25 protein-coding genes and 2 pseudogenes are annotated in these 22,647 nt (G+C 38.8%); 7 read left to right on the plus strand and 20 right to left on the minus strand.

What is annotated here, in order from left to right:
• The coding region (locus CS060_RS14215) for a hypothetical protein (RefSeq protein ID WP_218963486.1) at nt 1–182 on the plus strand (182 nt) is incomplete at its 5' end.
• A gap of 40 nt (nt 183–222) precedes the next feature.
• On the opposite strand, the gene CS060_RS11660 is transcribed toward CS060_RS14215, so the two are convergent.
• From CS060_RS11660 to CS060_RS11695, 8 genes and pseudogenes are all read right to left on the minus strand, one after another.
• Nucleotides 223–561, minus strand: coding sequence for a HepT-like ribonuclease domain-containing protein (locus CS060_RS11660; RefSeq protein WP_035046867.1), 339 nt, complete (start codon nt 559–561; stop codon nt 223–225).
• A complete protein-coding gene (locus CS060_RS11665; protein ID WP_052025521.1) occupies nt 545–820 on the minus strand; it encodes a nucleotidyltransferase family protein in 276 nt (91 codons plus the stop codon). The genes CS060_RS11660 and CS060_RS11665 overlap by 17 nt, the downstream gene beginning before the upstream one ends.
• 213 nt (nt 821–1,033) lie before the next feature.
• Nucleotides 1,034–1,123: pseudogene (locus tag CS060_RS11670) on the minus strand (copper-binding protein); the annotation flags it as partial.
• 103 nt (nt 1,124–1,226) lie between these two features.
• On the minus strand, nt 1,227–2,420 hold the full coding sequence (locus tag CS060_RS11675; RefSeq protein ID WP_099668989.1) for a hypothetical protein: 1,194 nt from the start codon (nt 2,418–2,420) through the stop codon (nt 1,227–1,229).
• Nucleotides 2,413–3,108 carry an ATP-binding cassette domain-containing protein gene (locus CS060_RS11680; protein ID WP_035046858.1) on the minus strand — a complete coding sequence of 232 codons (696 nt, stop codon included), beginning with the start codon at nt 3,106–3,108 and terminating at the stop codon, nt 2,413–2,415. Before CS060_RS11680 ends, CS060_RS11675 begins: the two co-directional genes overlap by 8 nt.
• Nucleotides 3,109–3,118: 10 nt before the next feature.
• Nucleotides 3,119–3,940: a hypothetical protein gene (locus CS060_RS11685; RefSeq protein WP_099668990.1), complete on the minus strand. Its 822-nt coding sequence runs from the start codon at nt 3,938–3,940 to the stop codon at nt 3,119–3,121.
• Nucleotides 3,941–4,000: 60 nt separating this feature from the next.
• On the minus strand, nt 4,001–5,263 hold the full coding sequence (locus tag CS060_RS11690) for a metallopeptidase TldD-related protein (RefSeq protein WP_099668991.1): 1,263 nt from the start codon (nt 5,261–5,263) through the stop codon (nt 4,001–4,003).
• Complete coding sequence (locus CS060_RS11695; RefSeq protein WP_180271084.1) at nt 5,226–6,518, minus strand: radical SAM protein; 1,293 nt, start codon at nt 6,516–6,518, stop codon at nt 5,226–5,228. The genes CS060_RS11690 and CS060_RS11695 overlap by 38 nt, the downstream gene beginning before the upstream one ends.
• Nucleotides 6,519–7,002: 484 nt before the next feature.
• On the opposite strand from CS060_RS11695, the pseudogene CS060_RS14405 reads away from it, so the two are divergent.
• A pseudogene (locus CS060_RS14405) lies at nt 7,003–7,182 on the plus strand (IS1634 family transposase); the annotation flags it as partial.
• A 174-nt stretch (nt 7,183–7,356) separates the two neighbouring features.
• Here CS060_RS14405 and copZ read toward each other — a convergent pair.
• The 6 genes from copZ to CS060_RS11730 are packed head-to-tail and all read right to left on the minus strand — an operon-like array spanning nt 7,357 to nt 12,925.
• Nucleotides 7,357–7,560: a copper chaperone CopZ gene (copZ, locus tag CS060_RS11705; protein ID WP_035046847.1), complete on the minus strand. Its 204-nt coding sequence runs from the start codon at nt 7,558–7,560 to the stop codon at nt 7,357–7,359.
• Nucleotides 7,561–7,583: 23 nt separating this feature from the next.
• Complete coding sequence (locus CS060_RS11710) at nt 7,584–9,971, minus strand: heavy metal translocating P-type ATPase (protein WP_035046845.1); 2,388 nt, start codon at nt 9,969–9,971, stop codon at nt 7,584–7,586.
• 14 nt (nt 9,972–9,985) lie between these two features.
• Nucleotides 9,986–10,291: a metal-sensing transcriptional repressor gene (locus tag CS060_RS11715; RefSeq protein ID WP_035046843.1), complete on the minus strand. Its 306-nt coding sequence runs from the start codon at nt 10,289–10,291 to the stop codon at nt 9,986–9,988.
• 48 nt (nt 10,292–10,339) lie between these two features.
• Complete coding sequence (locus CS060_RS11720) at nt 10,340–10,888, minus strand: TVP38/TMEM64 family protein (protein WP_035046841.1); 549 nt, start codon at nt 10,886–10,888, stop codon at nt 10,340–10,342.
• The gene (locus tag CS060_RS11725) at nt 10,873–11,547 is read right to left on the minus strand and encodes a response regulator transcription factor (protein ID WP_035046838.1); all 675 of its coding nucleotides are present in this window, start codon (nt 11,545–11,547) and stop codon (nt 10,873–10,875) included. The genes CS060_RS11720 and CS060_RS11725 overlap by 16 nt, the downstream gene beginning before the upstream one ends.
• A complete protein-coding gene (locus CS060_RS11730; RefSeq protein ID WP_099668993.1) occupies nt 11,525–12,925 on the minus strand; it encodes a sensor histidine kinase in 1,401 nt (466 codons plus the stop codon). The genes CS060_RS11725 and CS060_RS11730 overlap by 23 nt, the downstream gene beginning before the upstream one ends.
• Nucleotides 12,926–13,218: 293 nt before the next feature.
• On the opposite strand from CS060_RS11730, the gene CS060_RS11735 reads away from it, so the two are divergent.
• Both CS060_RS11735 and CS060_RS11740 read left to right on the plus strand, forming a co-directional pair.
• Entirely contained in the window at nt 13,219–13,635 is a 417-nt protein-coding gene (locus CS060_RS11735) for a hypothetical protein (protein WP_035046836.1), read from the plus strand.
• A 19-nt stretch (nt 13,636–13,654) separates the two neighbouring features.
• Nucleotides 13,655–13,936: a hypothetical protein gene (locus tag CS060_RS11740; RefSeq protein WP_099668994.1), complete on the plus strand. Its 282-nt coding sequence runs from the start codon at nt 13,655–13,657 to the stop codon at nt 13,934–13,936.
• Between the two features lie 24 nt (nt 13,937–13,960).
• Here the strand turns inward: CS060_RS11740 and CS060_RS11745 are convergent, their stop codons facing one another.
• The 4 genes from CS060_RS11745 to CS060_RS11760 all read right to left on the minus strand — a co-directional run bounded on the left by CS060_RS11745 (nt 13,961) and on the right by CS060_RS11760 (nt 17,749).
• Nucleotides 13,961–14,683, minus strand: coding sequence for a TspO/MBR family protein (locus CS060_RS11745; RefSeq protein WP_035046834.1), 723 nt, complete (start codon nt 14,681–14,683; stop codon nt 13,961–13,963).
• 100 nt (nt 14,684–14,783) lie between these two features.
• On the minus strand, nt 14,784–16,274 hold the full coding sequence (locus CS060_RS11750) for a glycoside hydrolase family 32 protein (protein WP_035046832.1): 1,491 nt from the start codon (nt 16,272–16,274) through the stop codon (nt 14,784–14,786).
• A gap of 22 nt (nt 16,275–16,296) precedes the next feature.
• Nucleotides 16,297–16,878, minus strand: a complete 582-nt coding sequence (locus CS060_RS11755; protein WP_035046830.1) for a Uma2 family endonuclease — start codon at nt 16,876–16,878, stop codon at nt 16,297–16,299.
• Complete coding sequence (locus CS060_RS11760; protein ID WP_035046828.1) at nt 16,871–17,749, minus strand: hypothetical protein; 879 nt, start codon at nt 17,747–17,749, stop codon at nt 16,871–16,873. The genes CS060_RS11755 and CS060_RS11760 overlap by 8 nt, the downstream gene beginning before the upstream one ends.
• A 110-nt stretch (nt 17,750–17,859) precedes the next feature.
• Between CS060_RS11760 and CS060_RS11765 the strand changes: the two genes are divergently transcribed.
• Both CS060_RS11765 and CS060_RS11770 read left to right on the plus strand, forming a co-directional pair.
• Nucleotides 17,860–18,564, plus strand: coding sequence for a polysaccharide deacetylase family protein (locus tag CS060_RS11765; protein ID WP_099668995.1), 705 nt, complete (start codon nt 17,860–17,862; stop codon nt 18,562–18,564).
• Nucleotides 18,565–18,648: 84 nt separating this feature from the next.
• Nucleotides 18,649–19,479: an aldo/keto reductase gene (locus CS060_RS11770; protein ID WP_035046825.1), complete on the plus strand. Its 831-nt coding sequence runs from the start codon at nt 18,649–18,651 to the stop codon at nt 19,477–19,479.
• Between the two features lie 58 nt (nt 19,480–19,537).
• Here CS060_RS11770 and CS060_RS11775 read toward each other — a convergent pair whose 3' ends face one another.
• Entirely contained in the window at nt 19,538–20,443 is a 906-nt protein-coding gene (locus tag CS060_RS11775; protein ID WP_035046823.1) for a CobW family GTP-binding protein, read from the minus strand.
• A gap of 151 nt (nt 20,444–20,594) precedes the next feature.
• Between CS060_RS11775 and folE2 the strand changes: the two genes are divergently transcribed.
• Nucleotides 20,595–21,494: a GTP cyclohydrolase FolE2 gene (gene folE2, locus CS060_RS11780; protein WP_035046821.1), complete on the plus strand. Its 900-nt coding sequence runs from the start codon at nt 20,595–20,597 to the stop codon at nt 21,492–21,494.
• Between the two features lie 10 nt (nt 21,495–21,504).
• Here the strand turns inward: folE2 and CS060_RS11785 are convergent, their stop codons facing one another.
• Entirely contained in the window at nt 21,505–22,635 is a 1,131-nt protein-coding gene (locus tag CS060_RS11785; RefSeq protein WP_035046819.1) for a GerAB/ArcD/ProY family transporter, read from the minus strand.
• Nucleotides 22,636–22,647 lie beyond the last annotated feature (12 nt).

The following is a 22,647-nucleotide window of genomic DNA, read 5'->3' on the forward strand; positions in this document are numbered from 1 at the left end:
TTGGTATCAAGGGATTAGAGGCATTTTGTTTGCCTAGTCACTGTCGAACTCGGGAAAATACAAAGACTACAAATCAAGCTATACGCCAGATCCGAATGATACAACGAATAAAGGGGAATAAAAAAGCTGAAGGTGCTGACCAAAAACGCGAATGCGTCTTGGGATCAGCACCTTTTGAATAACAAGCTATCCCCAAACAGCGCATATGGTTTGAATTGAAATCTAACTTTCATTTAGCAATCGTTCAACGTGCTGTTTTAATACAGGAATCTTATTTCGAACAACATCCCAAACAATTCGGTAATTAATGGAGAAATAACCGTGGATCATCATATCCCTCATGCCAGCCATCTTTCTCCACTCGATATGTGGGGATGCCTGTCTAATTTCGTCTGGAATGTTTTTTGCTGCTTCTCCGATTACTAATATGTTTTTAATGACCGCATCTGATATTAAATCATTATCTAGAAAGTCATCATAAGAAAGCCCTTGGGTGTACCTCTCAATTTTTTCTGCAGCAACCAAAATATCTTGCAAAAAGACGCTAGGATCCCTCTGCATACTTAGCACCTCTTAAAATAATTGGCTTTAATGCCGGCTTAATATCATCTACAATCACTAAATCCACTGTTTTTTGAAAATGATCTTCCAAACTCAGTTTCAACTCCATATAATTATCGAATGTCATCGCATGATCTATAAATTCTACCAACACATCAATGTCACTCGATTCCCTTTGTTCTCCCCGACTGTACGAGCCAAATAACCCGATTCGCTTCACACCATACTTTTTCTTCCATAAATCTAAACATTTCGACATTTCATTAAGGATGTCTTGTTGCGATAGCAAATAAATCCCCTCCTTTTTTCTTTTCCGCGCCTGTTATTTCCATTATAACATCCCGCTTTCCCGATATTCTTCAAAAAGAGAAAAAAACTTTCCCCAGCCGAGAACTCGTTTAGGCGATGACAATGTCCCGCTACGTTCTAGATAAAAAGTGCCCCGTCATCACTTCGGGGCACCTTCCGTATGTCATTTCACATCATAACCTTGCTCTTCAATCGCTTCTTTTAGTTTTTCTACGCTTACTTTTGTTTCATCATACTCGACATCGACCGTACCTCTGGTTTCAGATCGCTTCACCAAAAGGCGAACGCGTCGATGACGAAGGGATACAAACGTATGAGTTGTGCCTCCCACATTCACTCTTAATCCAATTCAAGCATTAATGGAACCATGTCATTTCTATATAAGGAAAAGAGTACAGTAAAACCCCCAGAGCATACAGCATCGCTCTGAAAAACCTTTTTTCTGTATAATTAAATAACACATTTTTCAGGGGTAAACATCCCCAAATTAACAAAAAGGAAAGCGGCAACTTTATCAAAATCGGAAAACTTAAAATGATTGGCACTAACATGAAAATAAGGTGGCATATATATTTTCTTTTCACATACTGTCTCAAGTTTATGTGAAAAACTAGACTTTTTTTCATTGTTTCTAACTCATATTTGTTCAATTTTGTCAGCATATGATCTGTGAAAAAAATGACTAAAAAAATGTGACCCACTTGATAATAAAAATGGTCTAGCCAAATTCCTGACATGCTAAATAGCAACAACATTGTTATGTAAACAAAAAAATCTTTCTGATAATACCTGACTTTTAAAGCTTCCCTCATGAGGTAAAATGGATAGTCTTGATCATAATACTTCAGCAATAACTTTGTATTTGATGACACTTTTTTTGCTGTGAGTAACTGTTGAATCTCTAAAATTTTACTTATATCTTTATTTAACAGTCCCTCTCCCATTTTAGACATAATTTGATAGTAGCGATGCAATAATGAGTAATCTAACGATTTTAACGAAAACAAATGTATGATCATCGCCATAAACATCAAAGCTGCAATTATTATCGCCTTTACATAAATCGCTATGAAACCTAACACAACTGTACCCACCATGAGCAACTGAACATACAATATTTCATATTGATAACGCATAAAACATAGGTAATTAAAAAGAATATTAACTAATAGAGCTATAATCAACGATGTGCTGGCCTGCTGCATGAATAGCATATAGACGATCAAAAAAACGATGCTTGGGAAGCTCATTTTCATGAGCAAATATTGCTTAAATTTTTTAAAATTAAAAAGCCGATACTGAAAAATTTGGAACGGAACATTTATGATCGGGTTATTTTGAAACAACTTTACTACTCCATAAACAAAAATCAAATAAGGAGCATAGTGATTAACGATATTCCCATACACACGACTCAAATCGATTGCTGCGGGAACAAGAAAAAACATGGCAACAATCATCCCAACGACATAGAAAGGATATTGTTTGACGATCCGCATCCCTTTTCTCATTTGATTGAGTATAAAATAATATACAATATGACTATTCATAACTATCACCAATGATCTGAGTAATTGTTGACCGTCCAATTTCATTAGGAAGATAACGAATAACGTTCTTATCTTTAATGATTAAATATTCATCGCAAATGGCTTCTAAACTATCCAAGTCATGGCTAGAAACAACAATAATTCTGTTCGGGCTTTTTTGAGATATTAATAATTTTTCTAATGTATTCACTTGGATTGGATCAAGGGTAATAAAAGGTTCATCCAATAACAGCAACTTACTCCCCCTTAAATATCCAAAGGCAATACCAAACCTTTGAAGCGTCCCCCTCGAAAGCGCATGAGGAAAATAATCAATGTAGTCTCCCAACTTAAACAGGTCGACAATTTCTTCTATTTTCTTTTGTGCTTTTGTTTTTTGAAGCCCCTTAATTTTACATAAAAACAACATTTGTTCGTACATCGTCAAATCTTGAAAAAAAGAGTGATCATCGCTAATGAACGTAGCATCCAAATCAAAATAATCTTTGTTTTTAATGGAAACATCTCCCCAAAAAATATCTCCATGCTCTTCTTTTTTCAAACGTGCGATCGTTTTTAACAACGTTGTCTTTCCCGCTCCGTTTCTCCCGATTAGACCATATATTTTATTTTCTTGAAATGAATAGCTTAAGTCGTGAAAGATCACTCTTTCATTGTATTTTATAGTGATATGTTCTAATCGTAACATATGTTCACCCTCACTTATTTATTTCAAATAAAATCCATTTTTGATTCTGATCCAAAATATAAAAACTGCTAAAAAATTCACGAATATTTGATCTAAACAAGAACTTGTTCTTATGGGTGTCATTCAAATCTAACAATAGATGTATATCGCCGTTATGGAAATTTAAGATTGTTGAGTAATTAATAATTTTTTTCGTTTTTACGTATCGAATATTTCCCTTCAATATCCTAGACGTATCAATATAAACTAATTTTTCCAATAAAACAGGATACGTTTTTCTTAGATCTATTTTGTTAGAAAAACAAATTTCCTGACCATCCTGACTTACGAAACAAAAAACATCGCCATCATCTAGCATATGGACTTCTTTTCTTTCATAAAAATATTGCAAAAAAATATTAAATAAAAGTATTATGTCTTTTTCTTCGAGCATAATATAGTCAAATTCGTCAAATACACTCGTGTAATCCATAAAATTTAATATATTTGTTGAAACGAATTCTTCTATTTGCTCTCTGTATATCTCTTTTCCACAATCATATTGCAAGACATCCCATTCACCGTTTTCCCGCTGAAAAAAAATGGTCATTATAATATTTTCGATTGAAAAATATATCTGGTTAACAATGGTTTTAATATGTAAGCATAGATGAATTTCATAATGTTTAACATATCTTTTTACGATATCTTGGATTATATAAAAAAACTTTTGCGTCTTTTCATTGATATCATTTGATATTTGTTCGTATTGTACGAGATCTTCACATATGATAGTTGAGGATATTTTGTGATCTTTAAACACGCTACGTACATATATTTTTTTACACTCCATCCGTCATCAACTTCCTTCACTCCACAAATCTATCCAGTGCAAAAGAGAAATCTTAACTTTTCATTCCTTTGCAGATGCTTTAATCCCTAGTGCTGGAACCGTATAGGCGACCTTCACAACCGATCCTCTTTTTCCGCATAAATTATAAAACGTTTTCACCTCATTCCCAAGCAACAATTCTCGATTGGCCAGTTCAAAAATATTAAAAGTCATCATAAATGGCTCAACTTCCGATGTACACTTTCCATTTTCGATCAAATAGGACATCTCTACTTCCACTGTAAAATCGCCGGTATGTGTATTCACCTCACCCATGTTTAATTTTTTGACATAAATACCTTTCATCGTCCGAGTTAGGGAATCCCCTATTGGTTTTTCTCCGGGGCAAATGTACATATGCTGCATCCTTGGATAAATATCTGCAGTATTGTTTCCTTGTATAGCGTTTCCTGATGACTGCTGGCGATAAATATATTTAGTGACTTCACTGTTTAGTAGATTTTTTAATTTTCCTTTTTTTACTAAATCTATATTCGGATATATGATATTCCCTAAATCATCGTATCGTTGGTATAACCCATAATTTTCAATGATGTTTATATTTTCTTTAAACTTAAAATCTTGTTGATACACAAGTGGCGATGTAAAAAAATGATCTGCTTCTAGGAGATGACCGATAAATTCATGAAAAAATATCCCTGTTGCATATGGATGGAAATAGAGATCATACGATTCAACATCTATTAGTTTTATTTTCTTTTTGAACATAAACTGAATTTCTTCTTCAATTCTTTGAAAAACATCCAAAAAATTATCATAATGTAAATATTCTAAAATAATATAGTCGCTTAAACTCATCTGTTGGGTATTATAGTGAACGACATTGTATGAAAAAATATAGTACCGTTCCTTATTTACATAAATCACTCCATTGTGATTAAAAATTATCTTTCTTTTTTCTTTCAATTCAATTGCAATTCTGACATCTATACAATACTTTTTCTCTAGCTCTTTCATTTTACTAAAAATTTGTTCTATTGCAGGAATATCAAAATAACATTGATCCTCTAAGAGATTTTTGGCGTTTTCAATTATTTTCTGTGGCAGCTTCTTTTCCTTAGATAAATAGGATAGAATAGAGGACAACGAATGTTGTAAAATTATCACATCGTATTCATTCATAAAATTTAGCCGAGAAGTAACAGTCGAAGGAAAGTCCTCAACCCATTGATTTTCTGTTGAGAATATCTTTGTTAATGAATATTCAGAAATTAAAGTGTAAGTTTTATATTTTGATGATTTCTCTCTGGACTTTACATTCACTTTCACTCACCTCGAACATAGAAGCGATGCAGTTTCCACATGTATCATAATGTTGGCAGTCTCCACAAATATTTCGAATCGGAGATGGTATTCCCATAATTCTTCTTAAATTAGAAATATCTAAAATTTCAAAAATATCATTCTGTTTGACATCCCCAAGAATTATATTCGAAATGGCTGGGCATGGTGTTACTTCACCGTTGGCCATAATATGGATCTCATGATAGCCAGCCCCGCATTTATTAGGATAAGCAATATTATCCATAATTTTACTAATTTTCTTTTCACATATATCTAATCCTACATAAAAATCGTCTGTCGTATACTTCCGATGGAAATTCTGTAAAATATCAATAAAATCTCTAGCTACTTTCAAAGGTATTTCATTTGTCTTTGCTCTACCTGCATTCGACGTTAATCCAATGCTAACACCTAAACAGTTCAAGTTTCTACATAATTGTATTAAACCTTCTAAATCATCTTTATTATAATCATTCATCGTAAAAGAAATGGAAACAGGTATGCGTTTTTCTGTCATTCTCCCTATATTATCTACCGTTCTGTTGAATGCCCCCTTTACACCTCTTATAAAGTCGTGATTTTTTTCAAGTCCGTCTAAACTAACTTGTACTCCTATATTCGGGAATGTGCTTAAAATATTCAATATTCTTTCTCTTAATAACAAGCCGTTGGAGGCAATTGTAACAGTACAAGCATGTTTCCCTAGAAAAGAAATAAGGTTTTCAACATTTTTCTTTAGCATCGGTTCTCCGCCTGTAATAAAGAAAGAGTGAACTCCAATTTCAACAAATACCTTGGCTAATTCAATAAATTTATCAACCTCTATTTCTCCTTTCCTTTTCTTTCCAGATTCATTAAAACAGTGGAGGCATTTTAATTGGCACCGATTAGTCACTTCCATTGACACATTGACAGGTACCACTAAATTTTCGTGACCAATAACATTAATTTCTACTCCCTCTGGATCATTCACTAAATCAATTATGCCAGCATCAATATATTCTTTTATAAACATTCTAGTCGCTTCCACTTGATCTTCACTTATTTTATTAAAATCTTTATTAATTTGATTAATAATATCCTCAAATGTATGCAAGCCATCACACATTTTTAAAACGTATAGTCCTGATTTATTACAATCTTTTTTTAAAATGCTTTTTTCTCTGAACAATATGATTGAAGCACCTTCGAAATTTTCTATTACTTTTGTATTGGCTTTAAACTTTAAAAACATAAACATATTCCCCCCTCAAAAATTAGGGCATACAAAAATGCATGCCCTAATCTTTTAGCCATTTTAAACAGCCAACAAATATTGGTTCCAGCAAACGGTAAGTAGTCTCGACTTAAAAGGTGTAATGTAACATCCAGCAATTTGAGAATTAGCTGTTTTAGGAGTTACAAAATTCATCATATTCACCACCTTTCTTATACAAAATAGAATTAACAACCTACAATTCTATTATTTTAAATTAAAGGAAAATAATCAATATAAATAGTTTATTTTTCAAAAAAAATACAAAATTTAAGAGGTGCTGTCAAAAACTTTAAAGACGTACCCCGATTTTTGTCGATTTTACGCGATGAATGATAAGAATGGGATCCAAAGGCCAACTATGGGAAAGCGAAGGTGATTGATTCGTTTGGGCGCGAAGACGAGGTGGATCGCGCTGTCTTGAAGCGTCTGGCCAAAAGCATTCCGCGATTCCTTTCTCCTGACTCGTGAATCGTGGCCGACAGCAAGAGACGAAGGCGAGCGTCTCTTGCTTGGACATTTTTCTTACAAAAACGGAGACCTTGATCAACGAACCGAACTGACGTCCAAACAAGCGCAACTCTTTGCGGCTCTAGGGCTGGAACTTCCTCCGAAGATCCTAGGCATCCATCCTTGCACCTAGATACACGCCCGAAGTGTGCCCAAATGCCTCCGATCCCTTTTGTATCAAGGGGCGAGAGGCATTTTGTTTGCCTAGTGACTGTCGAACTCGGGTTCATTATTCTTCATAAAAAGAAAAAACCTTTCGATACTACAAAAAGGGCATCCCTTCGACAGAGGAATACCCTTTTCTCCCTTACTTCACATCATATCCTTGCTCTTCAATCGCTTCTTTTAGTTTTTCTACGCTTACTTTTATTTCATCATAATCTACATCGACTGTACCTTCTTGCAAATGTACTTCGACGCGGCTGACGCCATCCAATGCTTGAAGGGCGTTCGTCACCGCCGCTTTGCAATGTCCGCATGTCATTCCTTGTACTTGTAATGTAATCGTCATCATCCATTCCTCCCTTAAAATATCTATATTTTCACGCGTTTCAAACGAAGCGCGTTTGTCACAACGGATACAGAGCTAAATGCCATCGCTGCCCCAGCGATCCATGGTTGTAATAGACCAGCCGCAGCCACTGGAATGCCAACGCTATTATAAAATAATGCCCAAAACAAGTTTTGCCGAATGTTGCGCATCGTTTGCCGACTCAGTTCAATCGCTTTTGGAATGTGCAGCAAATCGCCGCCAACAAGCGTCACGTCCGCCGTTTCGATCGCGACATCCGCTCCTGTGCCAATCGCCATCCCAATATCGGCTTTCGCAAGAGCTGGAGCGTCGTTAATGCCATCGCCGACCATCGCGACTCGTTTTCCTTGTTTTTGCAAATCCTCCACGATGTTCGCTTTGTCTTCCGGAAGCACCTCTGCATAGACATGATCGATACCGACCTGTTTGGCGATCGCTTCGGCTGTTCGTTTGTTATCGCCTGTCACCATATACACATCGATGCCCATTTGTTTTAATGCCGCAATGGCTTGTTTCGACGTTTCCTTGATCGTATCGGCAACAGCGATCATTCCAGCAAGCTGTCCATCGATCGCAACGAGCATGACCGTCTTTCCTTCGCTTTCAAGCTTTATCATTGTTGACTCATGTTCGGCAATATCGACCGCACGTTCGTTCATTAACTTGCGCGTGCCGATGAGCACGTGTTTCCCGTTCACCGTTGCTTCAATTCCATGCCCAACAAGCGCAGAGAAATGTGTCAACGGCTTCGCGACAATTCCGTTTGTTTTTCCGTACGCCACAATTGCTTGCGCTAGCGGATGTTCGGAAGCGCTCTCGGCGGAAACAGCATAGTCAAGCATGTTTTCTTGGAATTGTAACACATCTGTCACTTCTGGTTTTCCTTTTGTCACTGTTCCTGTTTTATCGAGTAAGACCGCGTTGATTTTATGCGTTCCCTCTAGGTACTCACCCCCTTTAAAGAGAATGCCATGTTCTGCCCCTTTGCCTGTACCGACCATAATCGATGTTGGCGTGGCAAGACCGAGCGCACACGGACACGCAATGACGAGAACGGCAATTGCGACTTCAAGCGCTTTTGGTAGATCGTTTGGCGCCACCAAGAAATACCAAATGATAAATGCTAACACGGCAATTCCGACAACGATTGGGACGAAAATGCCAGAGATCGTGTCCGCCATCCGCTGAATCGGTGCTTTCGATCCTTGCGCCTCTTCAACGATTTTAATAATATTGGCAAGTGCTGTATCTTTCCCGACTTTTTCTGCGCGAATGGTCAACACACCATTTGTATTAATGGTTGCTCCGATCACATAGTCGCCTTCCTTCTTATCAACCGGAATCGATTCACCGGTAATCATCGATTCGTCTACGGAGGATGCTCCGGCAATAACCGTACCGTCTACCGGGATTTTTTCTCCTGGCTTGACAAGGATCGTATCCCCGATCATCACTTCCTCGAGCGGAACTTTTCTTTCTTCCCCATTACGAATGACAGTAGCTTCTTTTGCCTGCAGGCTAAGTAACTTTGAAATCGCTTCTGTTGTCCGTCCTTTCGCAAGCGCTTCAAAGTATTTTCCGACAAGCACAAGCGTAATCAAGACGGCGCTCGTTTCAAAATATAATCTTGGCATATATTCAGGATTCCCAAGCGCCCGAAAAGCTTCATACAAGCTGTAAAAGTACGCGGCTGATGTTCCAAGCGCCACGAGGACGTCCATGTTCGCGCTCTTATTTCGTAATGCCCGGTACGCCCCGACATAGAAAGAACCGCCGATGTAAAACTGAACGGGTGTCGCTAAAAGAAGCTGGAACCACGGATTCATCAACAGATGCGGCATCGGCAAGCCGATATGAAACGGCATATGGGCAACCATCGTATAAAGCAAAGGCAGTGATAAGATGATCGAAATAACGAGTTGCCGTTGTTTTTGTTTAAGCCGCTCTTCTTTCCGGCCAGCATCGTCTTGTTCTTCGTTTCGAATTTGCCCCTTGTACCCAAGCTTTTTGATTTTCTCTAAAATGTCTTCGACAGATGTAACGCCTTCCTTGTATTCGACAACCGCACTGTTTGTCGCCAAGTTTACCGTCGCGCTCGTCACCCCTTCCATCCGATTTAACCCTTTTTCAATCCGTGTCGCACATGCTGCACATGTCATGCCTTCAATATCGAGCGTCACTTTTTCAGCCGCCACGCCATACCCTAACTTTTCAATTTTCGCTTCAATATCGGCAAGGCTATATTTATTCGGGTCGTATTGAACGGTCGCTTTTTCCATCGCTAAATTGACGGTCGCTTCTACACCGTCCATTTTATTCAACACTTTTTCAATGCGAGCAGAACAGGCAGCACATGTCATACCGGTCACCTTCAGTGTCACCGTTCGCATCCATTTTCCCTCCCTTACTTTGAAAATTGCTTAATAACATCCATCAGCTCACGAATGGACGTTTCGCCATTTCCTTCGCGAATCGCTTTCGACACACAATGGCTGACATGGCGTTCTAACAAATTCAATCCGACTTTATTTAACGCGGCCGTGATTGCAGAGATTTGCACTAAAATATCGATGCAATACCGATTGTCTTCGACCATTTTTTGCACACCGCGCACTTGTCCTTCAATGCGCTTCAAGCGCTTAATAATGCTTTCGATTTCCTGTTCCGTTCGTGGAACCATTCGTTGTTCATGAGGCTCACAATGAGACATTTATTTCACCACCTTCACTATACATTATACCGGTAGTGGGTATAAAACTCAACGTGCAAACATACGTCGTACAACAACTATAAATATCCCTAGCGCAACGAACGTGAAAATGACTTTCCCTTGCCATGTCCAATTCATCACTTGATACACCGAATATGCCTCTAACAGCAATGCTGGCAGCTTTCCAAGCGAGCTGGCAATGATAAAGATCAGTAAGGAGGTATGCCCAATCGCTGCCACAAACGTCACAAGTCCCGACGGAACAAATGGAAGAAGACGCAAAGACAAAACAAGTGAAAAGGCTTCTACCCCTTTTGCCTCAAGCAAACGTCTGACTTTCGGATAGGAAAACCATTTCGTTTCCGAAAGTTTGCGAAATCCTTTTCGATACAACATGAACGAAACAATCGCCCCAACCGCTTCCCCTACAAACGATAAAAAGGTGCCTTTCCAAAAGCCAAATACCGCCAAGTTAGCGGCAGTGAGAAAGACGCTAGGGACAACGCCTAAAATACTGATCACGATATTGATGGCAATGCTTATGAGAAAAGCGATCGATGGATACGTATGCAATAAAGCAATTACTTGCTCTTCCATTTATATCCTACTCCCCAAACGGTCTGCAAAAATTCATCGATTGGAAAACCAGCCTGGCGGAGCTTTTCGCGAATATTTTTCACATGCGAATCGACAGTTCGTTCTTCTGTATTGGCGTTATACCCCCATAATGTCACGATCAGTTGCTCGCGGCTAAATACTCGGTTTGGATGTTTGAGAAAAAGTCCTAAAATGGCAAACTCTTTTGGCGTGAGAAAAATATCGTGCCCAGCATAGTGGACTTTATGCTGCGCCTCATCCCAAACTAGGCCGTGAAACTTCGGTTTCGCTTGTTTTCCGATCGAACGGCGCAATACCGCTTCGATCCGAGCGAGCAGCTCAGATTCGTCAAATGGTTTTGTAATATAATCATCTGCTCCGATTTTTAGTCCTTGAACAACATCTGTCGTTGCATCCCGTGCGGTAACCATAATGATCGGAACGTTCGAAAACTCTCGTATTTGTTTGCACGTTTCCCATCCGTCCATCTCTGGCATCATCACATCTAGCAAAACAAGGTCCGCTTTATTATTTTCTAAATAACGAATCGCCGCTACTCCTGACTCGCATTTCACACAACGGTACCCGTTCGGGATCAAATACAACTCTAGTAAATCCAACATTCGTTTTTCGTCATCAACTAGTAATATTGTATACATGTCCATCCCCCTTCGGTAACGTAATGAGAATAGTTGTCCCGTTTCCGAATTGGCTTGTGGCGGAAATCGAACCGCCGTGCGCTTCAACAATTTCTTTCACAATCGCCAAGCCGAGCCCCGTCCCTCCGCCTGTTCTCGATCTTGATTTATCCACCCTATAAAATCGTTCAAAAATATGCGGCAAATCTTTTTCGGGAATGCCGACTCCTTCGTCGGAAATCATGATCATTACGTTCTTTTTCTCCATTCTTACATCAATGGAAACGGTAGAACTTTGATGAGAATATTTTAACGCATTGTCCAAAAGATTCATCATCACTTGCTCAAACCGCTGTTGATCGATATGGACGGTGATGTTTTCCTCGCAGCGGTAGACAAGCGACATATTTTTCGTCTGAAAAGCAGGATACATTTTCTCGTATACTTTTTTCAAAAAAAGGCACAGTGGAGTTGGCTCTTTCTGTATTTGAAACGAATGTTGATCCATTTTCGCGAGCTCAAACAAATCTTTCACTAGCTTTTGCATATGCTCTGCTTCTTCATAAATAATGGACAAATATTTTGCTCGTTCTTCTTCGGCGATATTCGGTCTGCGCGCAATGTCGGCATATCCTTTCACATATGTAAGCGGTGTGCGCAACTCGTGTGAAATGCTCGCTAAAAATTCATTTCGTTCTTTTTTTAAGTATTCCAAATCGGTCGCAAGGGTTTGGATCGCTTTTCCGAGCTGCGCTAGCTCGTCTTCCCCTTTTACCTGCAAGCGGACAGAAAAATCTCCCTTGCTCAGTTTTTCGGTCGCTTGTTTCATGCGAATAAGTGGAATCGTAATCACCCTCGATAAGAAAAAAATCGTCATAATCGTCAAAAAGACGGACAGAATGCCGACCACGAGAAAATGATGTTTTAATTTGGCAATCATATTTTGAATGGAAGCCGTCCGCTGAAACATATACACATATCCTTTTGTTTTGCCGTTCATCCGAATCGGGCTGGCGGTGGCGATATACGATTCTTTTTTCCAGTTGTTTTGCACCACCATCCCGCTATGAGAAATGTGGCGAACATCGACAGACGGAATGAGTTTTTTTGCAAACGGCAAAATGTGATCAGAAAAATATAAAATATTCCCGTTCGCATCGGTAATAACGACATCCGTTTCCGCTTCCGACTCCATCATCACGACATGTTCTAACGTAGAAAGATGGTAGCTCTTTTCCAATACATCCCGATGATTGTTCCCTCTTGCCAACAACTGCTCAAATTCTTCATGAATTCTCGCGTTCACAAGCGTCACATACAACGACGCAAATAATACCGTTTCGATTCCTAGTACAAAGACAAAAAACAATAGCCCTAACTTAAACGAAAGTTTTCGCACAAAAATTCCTTCCTTACTGGCGTTTTTCTTCATTATAGCAGAAAAAATATGGAGAAAATGTGGAGGGACGACATGTGCCTGTGGAGTTGTGATAGAAGACTAGCATGATCGCTCCAATATTTGCATCGAGTATTTCTATATTTGTCCAATATTTTAGATCAAACATCGCTTTCTTGATTTTGCAAAATTTCAATTCCTTCTACTTCTATAAGCTTCTTCTCACATTTTCTTTGTTCAAAAAACTAGTCGATCATGATAAAATATTATCCAATTAGGAAGATAGAGGAAATCAAATGCATAAGAATATGTGGATGTTTCTTTTGGTTATCGTTGGAATATCACTCTTTTACTTCATCCAAAAAGATGATGATGTCATAACAAAAGCGAACGTAATTATTTATACCGATGGAAAAACATCATCTGAAAAAGAAATAACAGACCTAAAAACATTACAGTCATTACAGCGCGTATTCACAAAAATTGAATGGAATCGATATATAGAAGTGAAAATGGTTAGACAAGAAGATGCCGAGCTCATTATGTTCAGACAAGTGAAACAACATATGCCTGAAAAAACGATCCAGTACAGAATATGGTTCGAACATGCAGACGTTGGGGCAACGATAATAAGCAGTGATCCAGAAGAAAACATAGGTACGTTAAACAAAAATGATGCAAAAACATTAGAGGACATCATATATCAAAAATAACGAAGGGACGGAGGAGGAAGTGGAAACACTAGTCACGATATGTTTTGAATTTGTAGGAGGATTGTTAAATTTTTTGCTGTTAGGTCAGTTTGATTACCTTATAGCAAAAAGAAAATTAAAATACCTGCAAAAAACAAGAGTTATTGAAACACAAAAACCGTTCGACAAAAATACTGTAAAGCGTTTGTTAAAAGATCCGAGCGTTTCTACTTATTTATTTTCAAAGACAAACTACAAAAAACTGTTGCATGATAAAACCATGCAAAAACAGTTCAACGAAATGCTCAGCAAATATGTATAAATCGCCCACGACAAGAATGGGCGATTATGTTTTTTCTTTGTATAACGATGCTGTGCTAATTAATATGACTCCTGCCAACAAAAATGAAACGTATGCGACAAGCGACGCAGCGCCTTGATTTTTCACCCCAATTCCAACAAACGCCCAAACGAACACAAGCGGATACACGTAATCTCGTTGTCGGTGCATGAAAAGAAGGGATAAAGCTGTCGCAACAAGTAACATCGCGATCGCCCAAAATGCATCAGATAATCCGAATCCATCCCAACCGTTGTATTTTAACACAAAGGAAATGTTTGCAATCGTTGCAACGCTGATCCAGCTTAAATAAATAGAAAATGGAAATAAGTCAAAAAAGCGTGGATTCGTACGTTTGACCACTTTATATAACCATATCAGCGTCAAAAGAAGAGAAAGCATCACAATAACAGAAAAAATAAAATATTCATAATGCCATACAACAATCCATAACGCATTAAGCATACAGCTAACGACAAAAGGAATAAACGCTTTTTGATACATAGATAAATGGCGACGGGAAGTTGGGATTTGTCTAAAAATCCAAATGGCTAATAGCACATAAATAAAGCCCCAAATCGAAAATACGTACCCTGCAGGTGTAAACAAGACGTTAACTTTACGCGATATCTCCCCTGTCGTCTGACCGTTTAACGGAAGCCACTCAGCCATCACATTAACAAACACCATCACGACATACGCTATAACATAACTAATAAGTCGCCCCATTGCTATCCTCCAACTCTTTTCTTTACCATTTATATTATTCCTTTTATATGTACAAGATAACCGTTTTTAACAAAAAGAGACGGTTTTTGTCCCGCCTCTTTTACACTAGCTCACCCCAAATATCTCGCAACGTCCATGCCTCAACAGAAAGTACAGTCAATTTTCCACCTTCTGTAAATAGTTCAATCCCTTGGCTCGTTTCAGATGGATATATTCTCCCTGTCATCACAAGCCGACCATCGTTGACGAATAACTCAACAGAAGAACGGTCAATAAAGACATGGAACATGACAATGTCTCCTTGCTTATCCAATACGGCACGACGAATGCCGCCCTCTCCTTTGCCGGAACGGTTTCGGTCAAATGTGACGATGGAGTCTTTCACATCATAGTGGAACATCGTTTCTTCGCTTCCGTCTTCCGCACAGCGCACTTTTACACCAAATGCGTTTCCTTGAAAATCGGCTAATGAAAAACGAACGAGCAATTCAAGACGGTCACCTTTCATCGGCACTACATATGTCCCTTTTTCGACTGAAATCGATTCCAGATACATATGTTCTTCTCGCAATAATTGTAATTCCGGCACTGGCTTCATCAACAGTTTCTCATCATCTGTCAATTCTAAAAGACGCGGAATCGTTAGTGCTCCAGCCCATCCGTGTTGTTGCGTCGGCATTTGCGACTCCCACATGTCCATCCAACCGAACAAAATGCGTCGTCCTTTTTCATCTTCAAACGTTTGCGCGGCGTAAAAATCAAACCCTTTGTCGAGTTCTTCAAACACTCCGTGCGCTAGTTTTCCCGTTTCATAATCAAGCGTACCAACAACATAACCTGTTTGATGAAGGTTTTGGAAACGATCGCCTTCTGGTTCGATTCCTTGCGGTGAAAACAACAAAATATCTTTGCCGTTCAAATGAAAGACGTCTGGGCACTCCCACATATAACCTAAACGACCATCGCTCTCCGCAAGAATGTTTACATATTCCCAATGGCGTAAATCTTTCGACTTGTATAAAACGACTTTTCCGTTATTTCCCTCTCTTGTCCCAAGTACCATATACCAATCACCGTTATGCTTCCACACTTTCGGGTCGCGAATATGGCCTTGGCAATCAAATAGAGGTTCAGCTAAAACAGGGTTCGCTTTGTCCTTTTCAAAATGTATGCCGTCTTTGCTTGTCGCAATGCATTGATATTGCTTCAACTCTGTTTGTTCCTCATTTAACCAGACGTTTCCTGTATAAATGAGTGTAAACACCCCATTGTCATTGACTGCACTTCCTGAAAAACAGCCGCCTTCGTCGTACCATTCGCTCGGCGCAAGTGCAATCGGTGCACGCTCCCAATGCACAAGGTCGTTACTTTTCACATGCCCCCAGTGCATCGGCCCCCATGTTGGACTGTCGGGATGAAATTGATAAAATACGTGGTACTCCCCATTCCATTGAATCAATCCGTTTGGATCATTCATCCAGTTTACCGGAGCCATAATATGGTATGCTAAGCGATACGTGCTGTCCATTTTTTCTTTTGCCTGTTGTACTCGTCTTTCTGCTTCATAAATGTGCTTCGTATGTTTCGACATACATTTTCCCCTTCCTTTTTGTTTATATATCAGAAAATGAAAAAATATGATGTGTAGAGAACTGTATATTTGGAAACAAAGTTGAGACAAAATGATTGTTTTGCGCATCATATACTTCTTCTAGTTGCAAACGATCGTTATGAAGAACATATTTTTCAATCGTCTGATGTTGATAATCAACAATCCAATATTCCTTTACCCCCGCTTTTTCATAGTAATAGCGCTTCAATAATCGGTCGTTTCTTGCGGTGCTTGGGGAGAGAACTTCGACGACAAGAGCTGGGGCGCCATAACAGCGCTTATTGCGCAGTTTCTCTTTCTCACAAACAACTGAGATGTCCGGTAACACGGTTACATTTTCTTTTCCTTTTTGCTCATCTTGGAAAAGAAACACAACTTGTAAATTACTTCCAAACATAAAACAAGGGCTACCTTTTAATGCAAATGTCATTTCCCCAATTACATTCGCTACAACTCCTTCATGTTCGTATGAAGCTGGAGTCATGAGCACAGGAATTCCTTCGTACAACTCCATTCGTCGTTCTCCGACAAGCTCAAAAAACTCGGCAAGTGTATATAGTTGTTTTTCTTCATGCTCACTCATCCATCTCACCTTCACTTGTTTTTCCGTTCCTATTCATCCATTGTTCTAAATGATGTACCGCAATGCCAGAAAAACTTTTTGTGCGAGCATAGTGTTGCTGAATGATCGCTAATTGCTCGTTCATATACGCCTCGTCTTCTTCAACAAACGAAACGTCATCTCCTTCATCAACTTGTCCGGTTTCAACACCTACAACAATTTGTTTCCCATATTTTTCAGCTAGTTGCATTTCTTTTTTTACAATGCTAATGATTTCCTTTGCTTTATCGCGATACGCCATGATCGTCACACCGTCCGTATGAGCAATCATCCATTCCGCTAAGTTCGTACTACCGTATGATACTTCATCAAACCAAAACGGGATATCAACTTCAAAACGTAGCGATCGTTTTTTCGCAAGTTCATGTGTTCGTTGTAACAACGTTTGATACGAAGCGATCGCTCCTTCTTTATTCGTCCGCCACCATGCATGCAAGTACGGTTCAACGTCTAAGTGTACACCGAAAAACTTTTCATTCTTCTCGGCAACGCTCTCATATTTAGTCAACCATTGAAATAAGCGTTCCATTCCTTCTCCACTTTCAATCCAATTTGGCGCCCCATCTAGCGCATACACACGAATCCCTTTTTCGGTTGCACGCCGAACAAATTGACGATACGTATCAATCGGGATTTCTTCGTCGATTTGCACGTATACAGCGCTCACTTGTTTTTCCTGTAAGAAAGAGAAGACGCGATCTTCGTCTTTGACCAATAACCATGGGTTCCAAAGCCACGTTGCACGCACCAGCTGTCTTTCTTGTGCAAACAAATATACTCCTCCTACAACAAGTGCAAATAAAAATGCGATGATGCCAACAATTTTTTTCATTGATATCCCTTCCCATGACCTAATTATCTTTATTTTACTACGTCTTGTATGAAAAAGAGAATGACAAAACGACTTTTTTCACATGATATATAAAAAAGCGGGGATGAAAAATGAACGCACTTTTCTTATTTTTGTCTTTGTTGCTCATCACAACAACACCTGTACAGCGACTCAATGACGATATTGTCTGGAACATCCCAACAGATGAAAAAATGGTCGCCATTACATTTGACGATGGGCCAGACATATTATACACGCCTGACATTTTAACGATTTTAAAACAATATGACGCGAAAGCGACTTTTTTCGTCGTTGGATTTCGTGCTGAAAAATATCCGGATATCATTAAGCGACAAATGAACGAGGGGCATGAAGTTGCCAATCATACATATAAACATCTCGATTTCCGCGGCAAATCTAAACAAACGATTGAGGAAGAAATAAAAAAAAGCGAAGATGTGCTATATGACATTACCGGAAAACGCCCGACGTTATTTCGTCCCCCACTTGGCTACTATAATAAACAAATCATAGATATCGCCAAACAACGAGGATATACTGTCGTCATGTGGTCAAAACATCAAGACACGTATGACTGGCAAAACCCTGGCACAAGACGAATTGTGCGTCGTGTCATTAATCATATTCAGCCTGGTCAAATTATTTTATTTCACGATCACGGAAGCGGCAGTCGAAAACAAACGGTTCAAGCATTAAAAGAAATTTTACCGATTTTAAAAGAAAAAGGATATACATTTGTCACTGTCTCGGAACTATTAAAACATCATCCAAACTATCGTGATTTGAACTTGTAGCTCCTTCCATATGAGCATATGTTTTGCATTCGTAGGCAATTCATCTGATAATAAAAGGGACAAATATTGGAAAGGAGCATGAGGATGAACAGTTTACAAGATGGTGCAACGTTACATAATGGAGTGCATATGCCTTGGCTTGGGTTAGGCGTTTATAAAGTGCAAGAAGGAGACGAAATAAACCGAGCTGTTCGCACAGCGCTTGAAGTCGGCTATCGTCACATTGATACAGCTGCATTTTACCAAAACGAAGAAGGTGTCGGTCAGGCGATTCGTGAATCAGGCATTCCACGCGATCAAATTTTTGTCACAACAAAAGTATGGAACAGTGACCAAGGGTATGAGGCGACATTAAAAGCATTTGACACAAGCCTAAAAAAACTTGGCTTTGATTATATTGATTTGTACTTAGTACATTGGCCTGTCAAAGAAAAATATAAAGAAACGTACAAGGCGCTTGAAAAGTTATATAAAGACGGTTTTGTGCGTGCGATCGGAGTGAGCAACTTCCAAATCCATCATTTAGAAGACATCCTTGCTGATTGTGAGATTAAACCGATGGTCAACCAAGTCGAGTTTCATCCACGTTTAACACAAAAACCGCTTCTTTCCTTTTGTAAACAACACGACATTCAATTAGAAGCATGGTCACCACTTATGCGCGGCGGCGAGCTTTTAAACGAACCAACGCTTGTCGACATAGCACAAAAATACAATAAAACACCAACTCAAGTCATTTTACGTTGGGACTTACAACATGAAGTCGTTACTATTCCAAAGTCTGTCACACCTGAACGCATCGCGCAAAACGCAAACATTTTTGACTTTGCATTAACGAAAGAAGAGATGGATGCGATTGACGCGCTAAACGAAAACCGCCGCATCGGCCCAGACCCAGATCATTTTGATTTTTAGCTCATACGTAAACGGGAGATCCTTAAACAACAAGGACTCCTCGTTTACGTATTTTAGTTTACATACATTGAAGCATTGGAATAATTTTTTCTCTATCCAGATCTGTACCGATCAATACGAGATTATTTGGAAATGAAAACGAAATCGGTATGAGACACGGTTCTCCATAGGCGTACTGAAAAATATACGTTTGGCTTGGATCATCCGTAAACCGAACAAATCCTTTTATGCGAAATATGTTTTCTTCCACATGTTCCATCCACTTTAAAAACGTCCTCCGATCGATTGGGTTTTGAAACTCGTACGTCATTGAACGAATGTGGAGATGTTTTTTCACGTGCAACACTTCATGCTTGTTCTCAATCACTATATCATCTCGTTCAAGTAACGCATTAACACGTATATTTCCATATGTTACACATTGTATACTAGCTCGAGCATTGAATGCCTTTATCTCCTCCATCGCACGATCGACAACAAATTGGTCGACACTGTCACACTTATTTAAGATAATGTTATCTGCATGCTTAACCTGCTCCGTAATTAATTTAAGCATGCGTCTAGGTAACTGATCACGACTGTTCCATCTCGCGACATCAACAACAGTAATAATACATTTGACGCAAATATACGGCGCAATTAAAGGAGATAAGCATGCGTCAAATACGTCAATTGGATGAGCCACTCCTGTCGTTTCAACATATACAACATCCGGTTTATGTTCCTTGTATAAAGATAATAACTGAAGTTCTACTTCATCTTTCATCGTACAACAAATACATCCATTTAGTAACTCTTTCAAAGGGGTATGTTGATCAATTAATAACGAATCAACAGCAAACTCACCAAATTCATTCATAAGTACACTCGCTCGTCTCCCACTATGCTTATCATTTTGTAAAAGTCGTTGCAAAACTGTTGTTTTCCCACTTCCTAAAAAACCTGACAAAATATATACATCCAAAAGTTTTCAACCTCCCTCTAGAAATGTTCCTTTTCTATTTTATTATAAATGAAAAACGTAATCTTTTCGATTTAAGACGCTTATTTCTTGATTTTTTATTCCGTTTTGTAATAATAAATAGTAACCATTACGATTAAAAGGAGACGAAGACATGGAACATCTACACTTACCTAAAAAAGAAGATCGACTCATATATTTCGGATCCACTAATCCGTTAATTAATAAAACGAAACCAACCGAGAAAGGACAAATGGTTGATTTACAAAGAGAGAAAAAAGATTTCTTTTTTCATATTGATCATGTAGGAATTTTCAATGTCTCGCATCCAATAACAATTGAGTCGAGCATGAAACCGCATGTGCAAACAACAATCGGTACATTCACATTAACAACGAGTTTGAACCGAGATGAGAAAGGCATTAACATGAGTCGTCTAACTGAGCTACTACATGAGTACTATGAGAAAAATTGGACAGTAACGTTACGCTCCCTTCAATCTTTTTCTAAAGACATGGCAGAAAGAATGAAGCAACGCAAATCAAGCGTTTCTGTACGTTATCCATGGTACTATGAAAAAGAAGCGCCGGAAACATTACACAAAGGGATGGTGCACGCAAACGTATTAACGACCATGACGTATGAACACGAAAAAGGCTGGCAAGCATCGGTCGGTATCGACTGCACGGTCACAACATTATGTCCATGTTCGAAGGAAATTAGTGAATATAGTGCACACAACCAACGTAGTATTGTATCTATCATTGCTGATTTACAACATGATGCAGAATGGCCAGAAAGCTTTAAAGAACAACTTTTACATATCGCAGAATCTAACGCAAGCTCTCAAATGTATTCAGTACTAAAACGGCCAGATGAAAAATATGTGACAGAACGAGCATATGAAAATCCTAGATTCGTGGAAGATCTTATCCGTTTAATTGCGGCTGACTTATATGAACAAGCTTGGGTGAGAAGCTTTCATATTACATGTCGCAATGAAGAATCTATTCATTTACACGACGCATATGCACAAATGTCCTTTCAAAAATAGGAGAAGCATGCTAAGGTGTCCGTTGCTCGCGGGCACCTTGTGGTTTTCGTCCCCTTTTTCCCTGTCTCAACATAGCAATTAAAAGAAGAAGAACTGGGATCACAATTTGAAGTGGAATATGCATATAAATTGTAACGATTTGTAGCCCCTCTTTAATATGCTCAGCAAAATTGCTGGCGATTGCAATGGACAAAAACAAAACAGAAATACCTAGCGGATAAACGAGACGTTGATATTCTTTGATTTGAAATAAATCTGCCGCTCCGATTACTCCTGCATAAAAAAAGACAACGACTTTGAAAAATCCTCCGACAATGAGTGCAATCATAAATAACACATCTAATCGCTCTAAAAAATTTGCTACACGAATTTCTTGAATCGTGTTCAACAAGGGAAAGGTGGAACGCGAAACCATATCCGCCCCCAATACAGCTACATTCATTCCCATAATCATTGCTAAATTTATGCCACTTAACAATAATGCAAGAAACCCTGCCTTCATTACTTTTTCTTGTTTTTGCAAATAAGGAAAAATCATCGTAAAGACAATCATTTCGCCAAATGGAACATATAGTGTTTGTGTAAATACAACATGAAAAATGGGTCCCCATCCTTCTTCTAATATCGGCTGTAAACGATGAAGATCAACTGCTCCTGCAATGATGATCAGTACAAATCCTAATATAAGTATCCAGTAAAGTGAAAAGAAAAATAATTGACTCGCTCGCGCAATGACTTCAATTCCTTTATAAACAGCATACATTACTGTTAGCATCATAACAGCATTTAAAATAAACAAAGGGGTTTCAGGATACGCAAACGTCAATAGAAGCTCGCCGAAATCGCGTAACACTCGAGCCGCAATGTATAAAAAATAAAGTACGTATATAATCCCCAGTACCCTTCCAAAAAAAGAACCGACAATGCGCTGACTATATGATGTAAGAGGTAGTCTTGGATAATATGTAAAAAGGCGGTAATAAACGAACAGCAACCCTCCTCCTAAAACCATGCCGCATAAAATGGCGAGCCAAACGTCTTGTTTCGCATCTACCCCAAGTGGAATAACCATGGCGCTACCGTGTTCAAATAAAATGGCAAGCATAAATAATTGCCGCGCACTTATACACGCTCGTTCCACTGCATCTCACCG

It is taken from the genome of Anoxybacillus flavithermus (assembly GCF_002742685.1).
Taxonomy (GTDB): domain Bacteria; phylum Bacillota; class Bacilli; order Bacillales; family Anoxybacillaceae; genus Anoxybacillus; species Anoxybacillus flavithermus_E.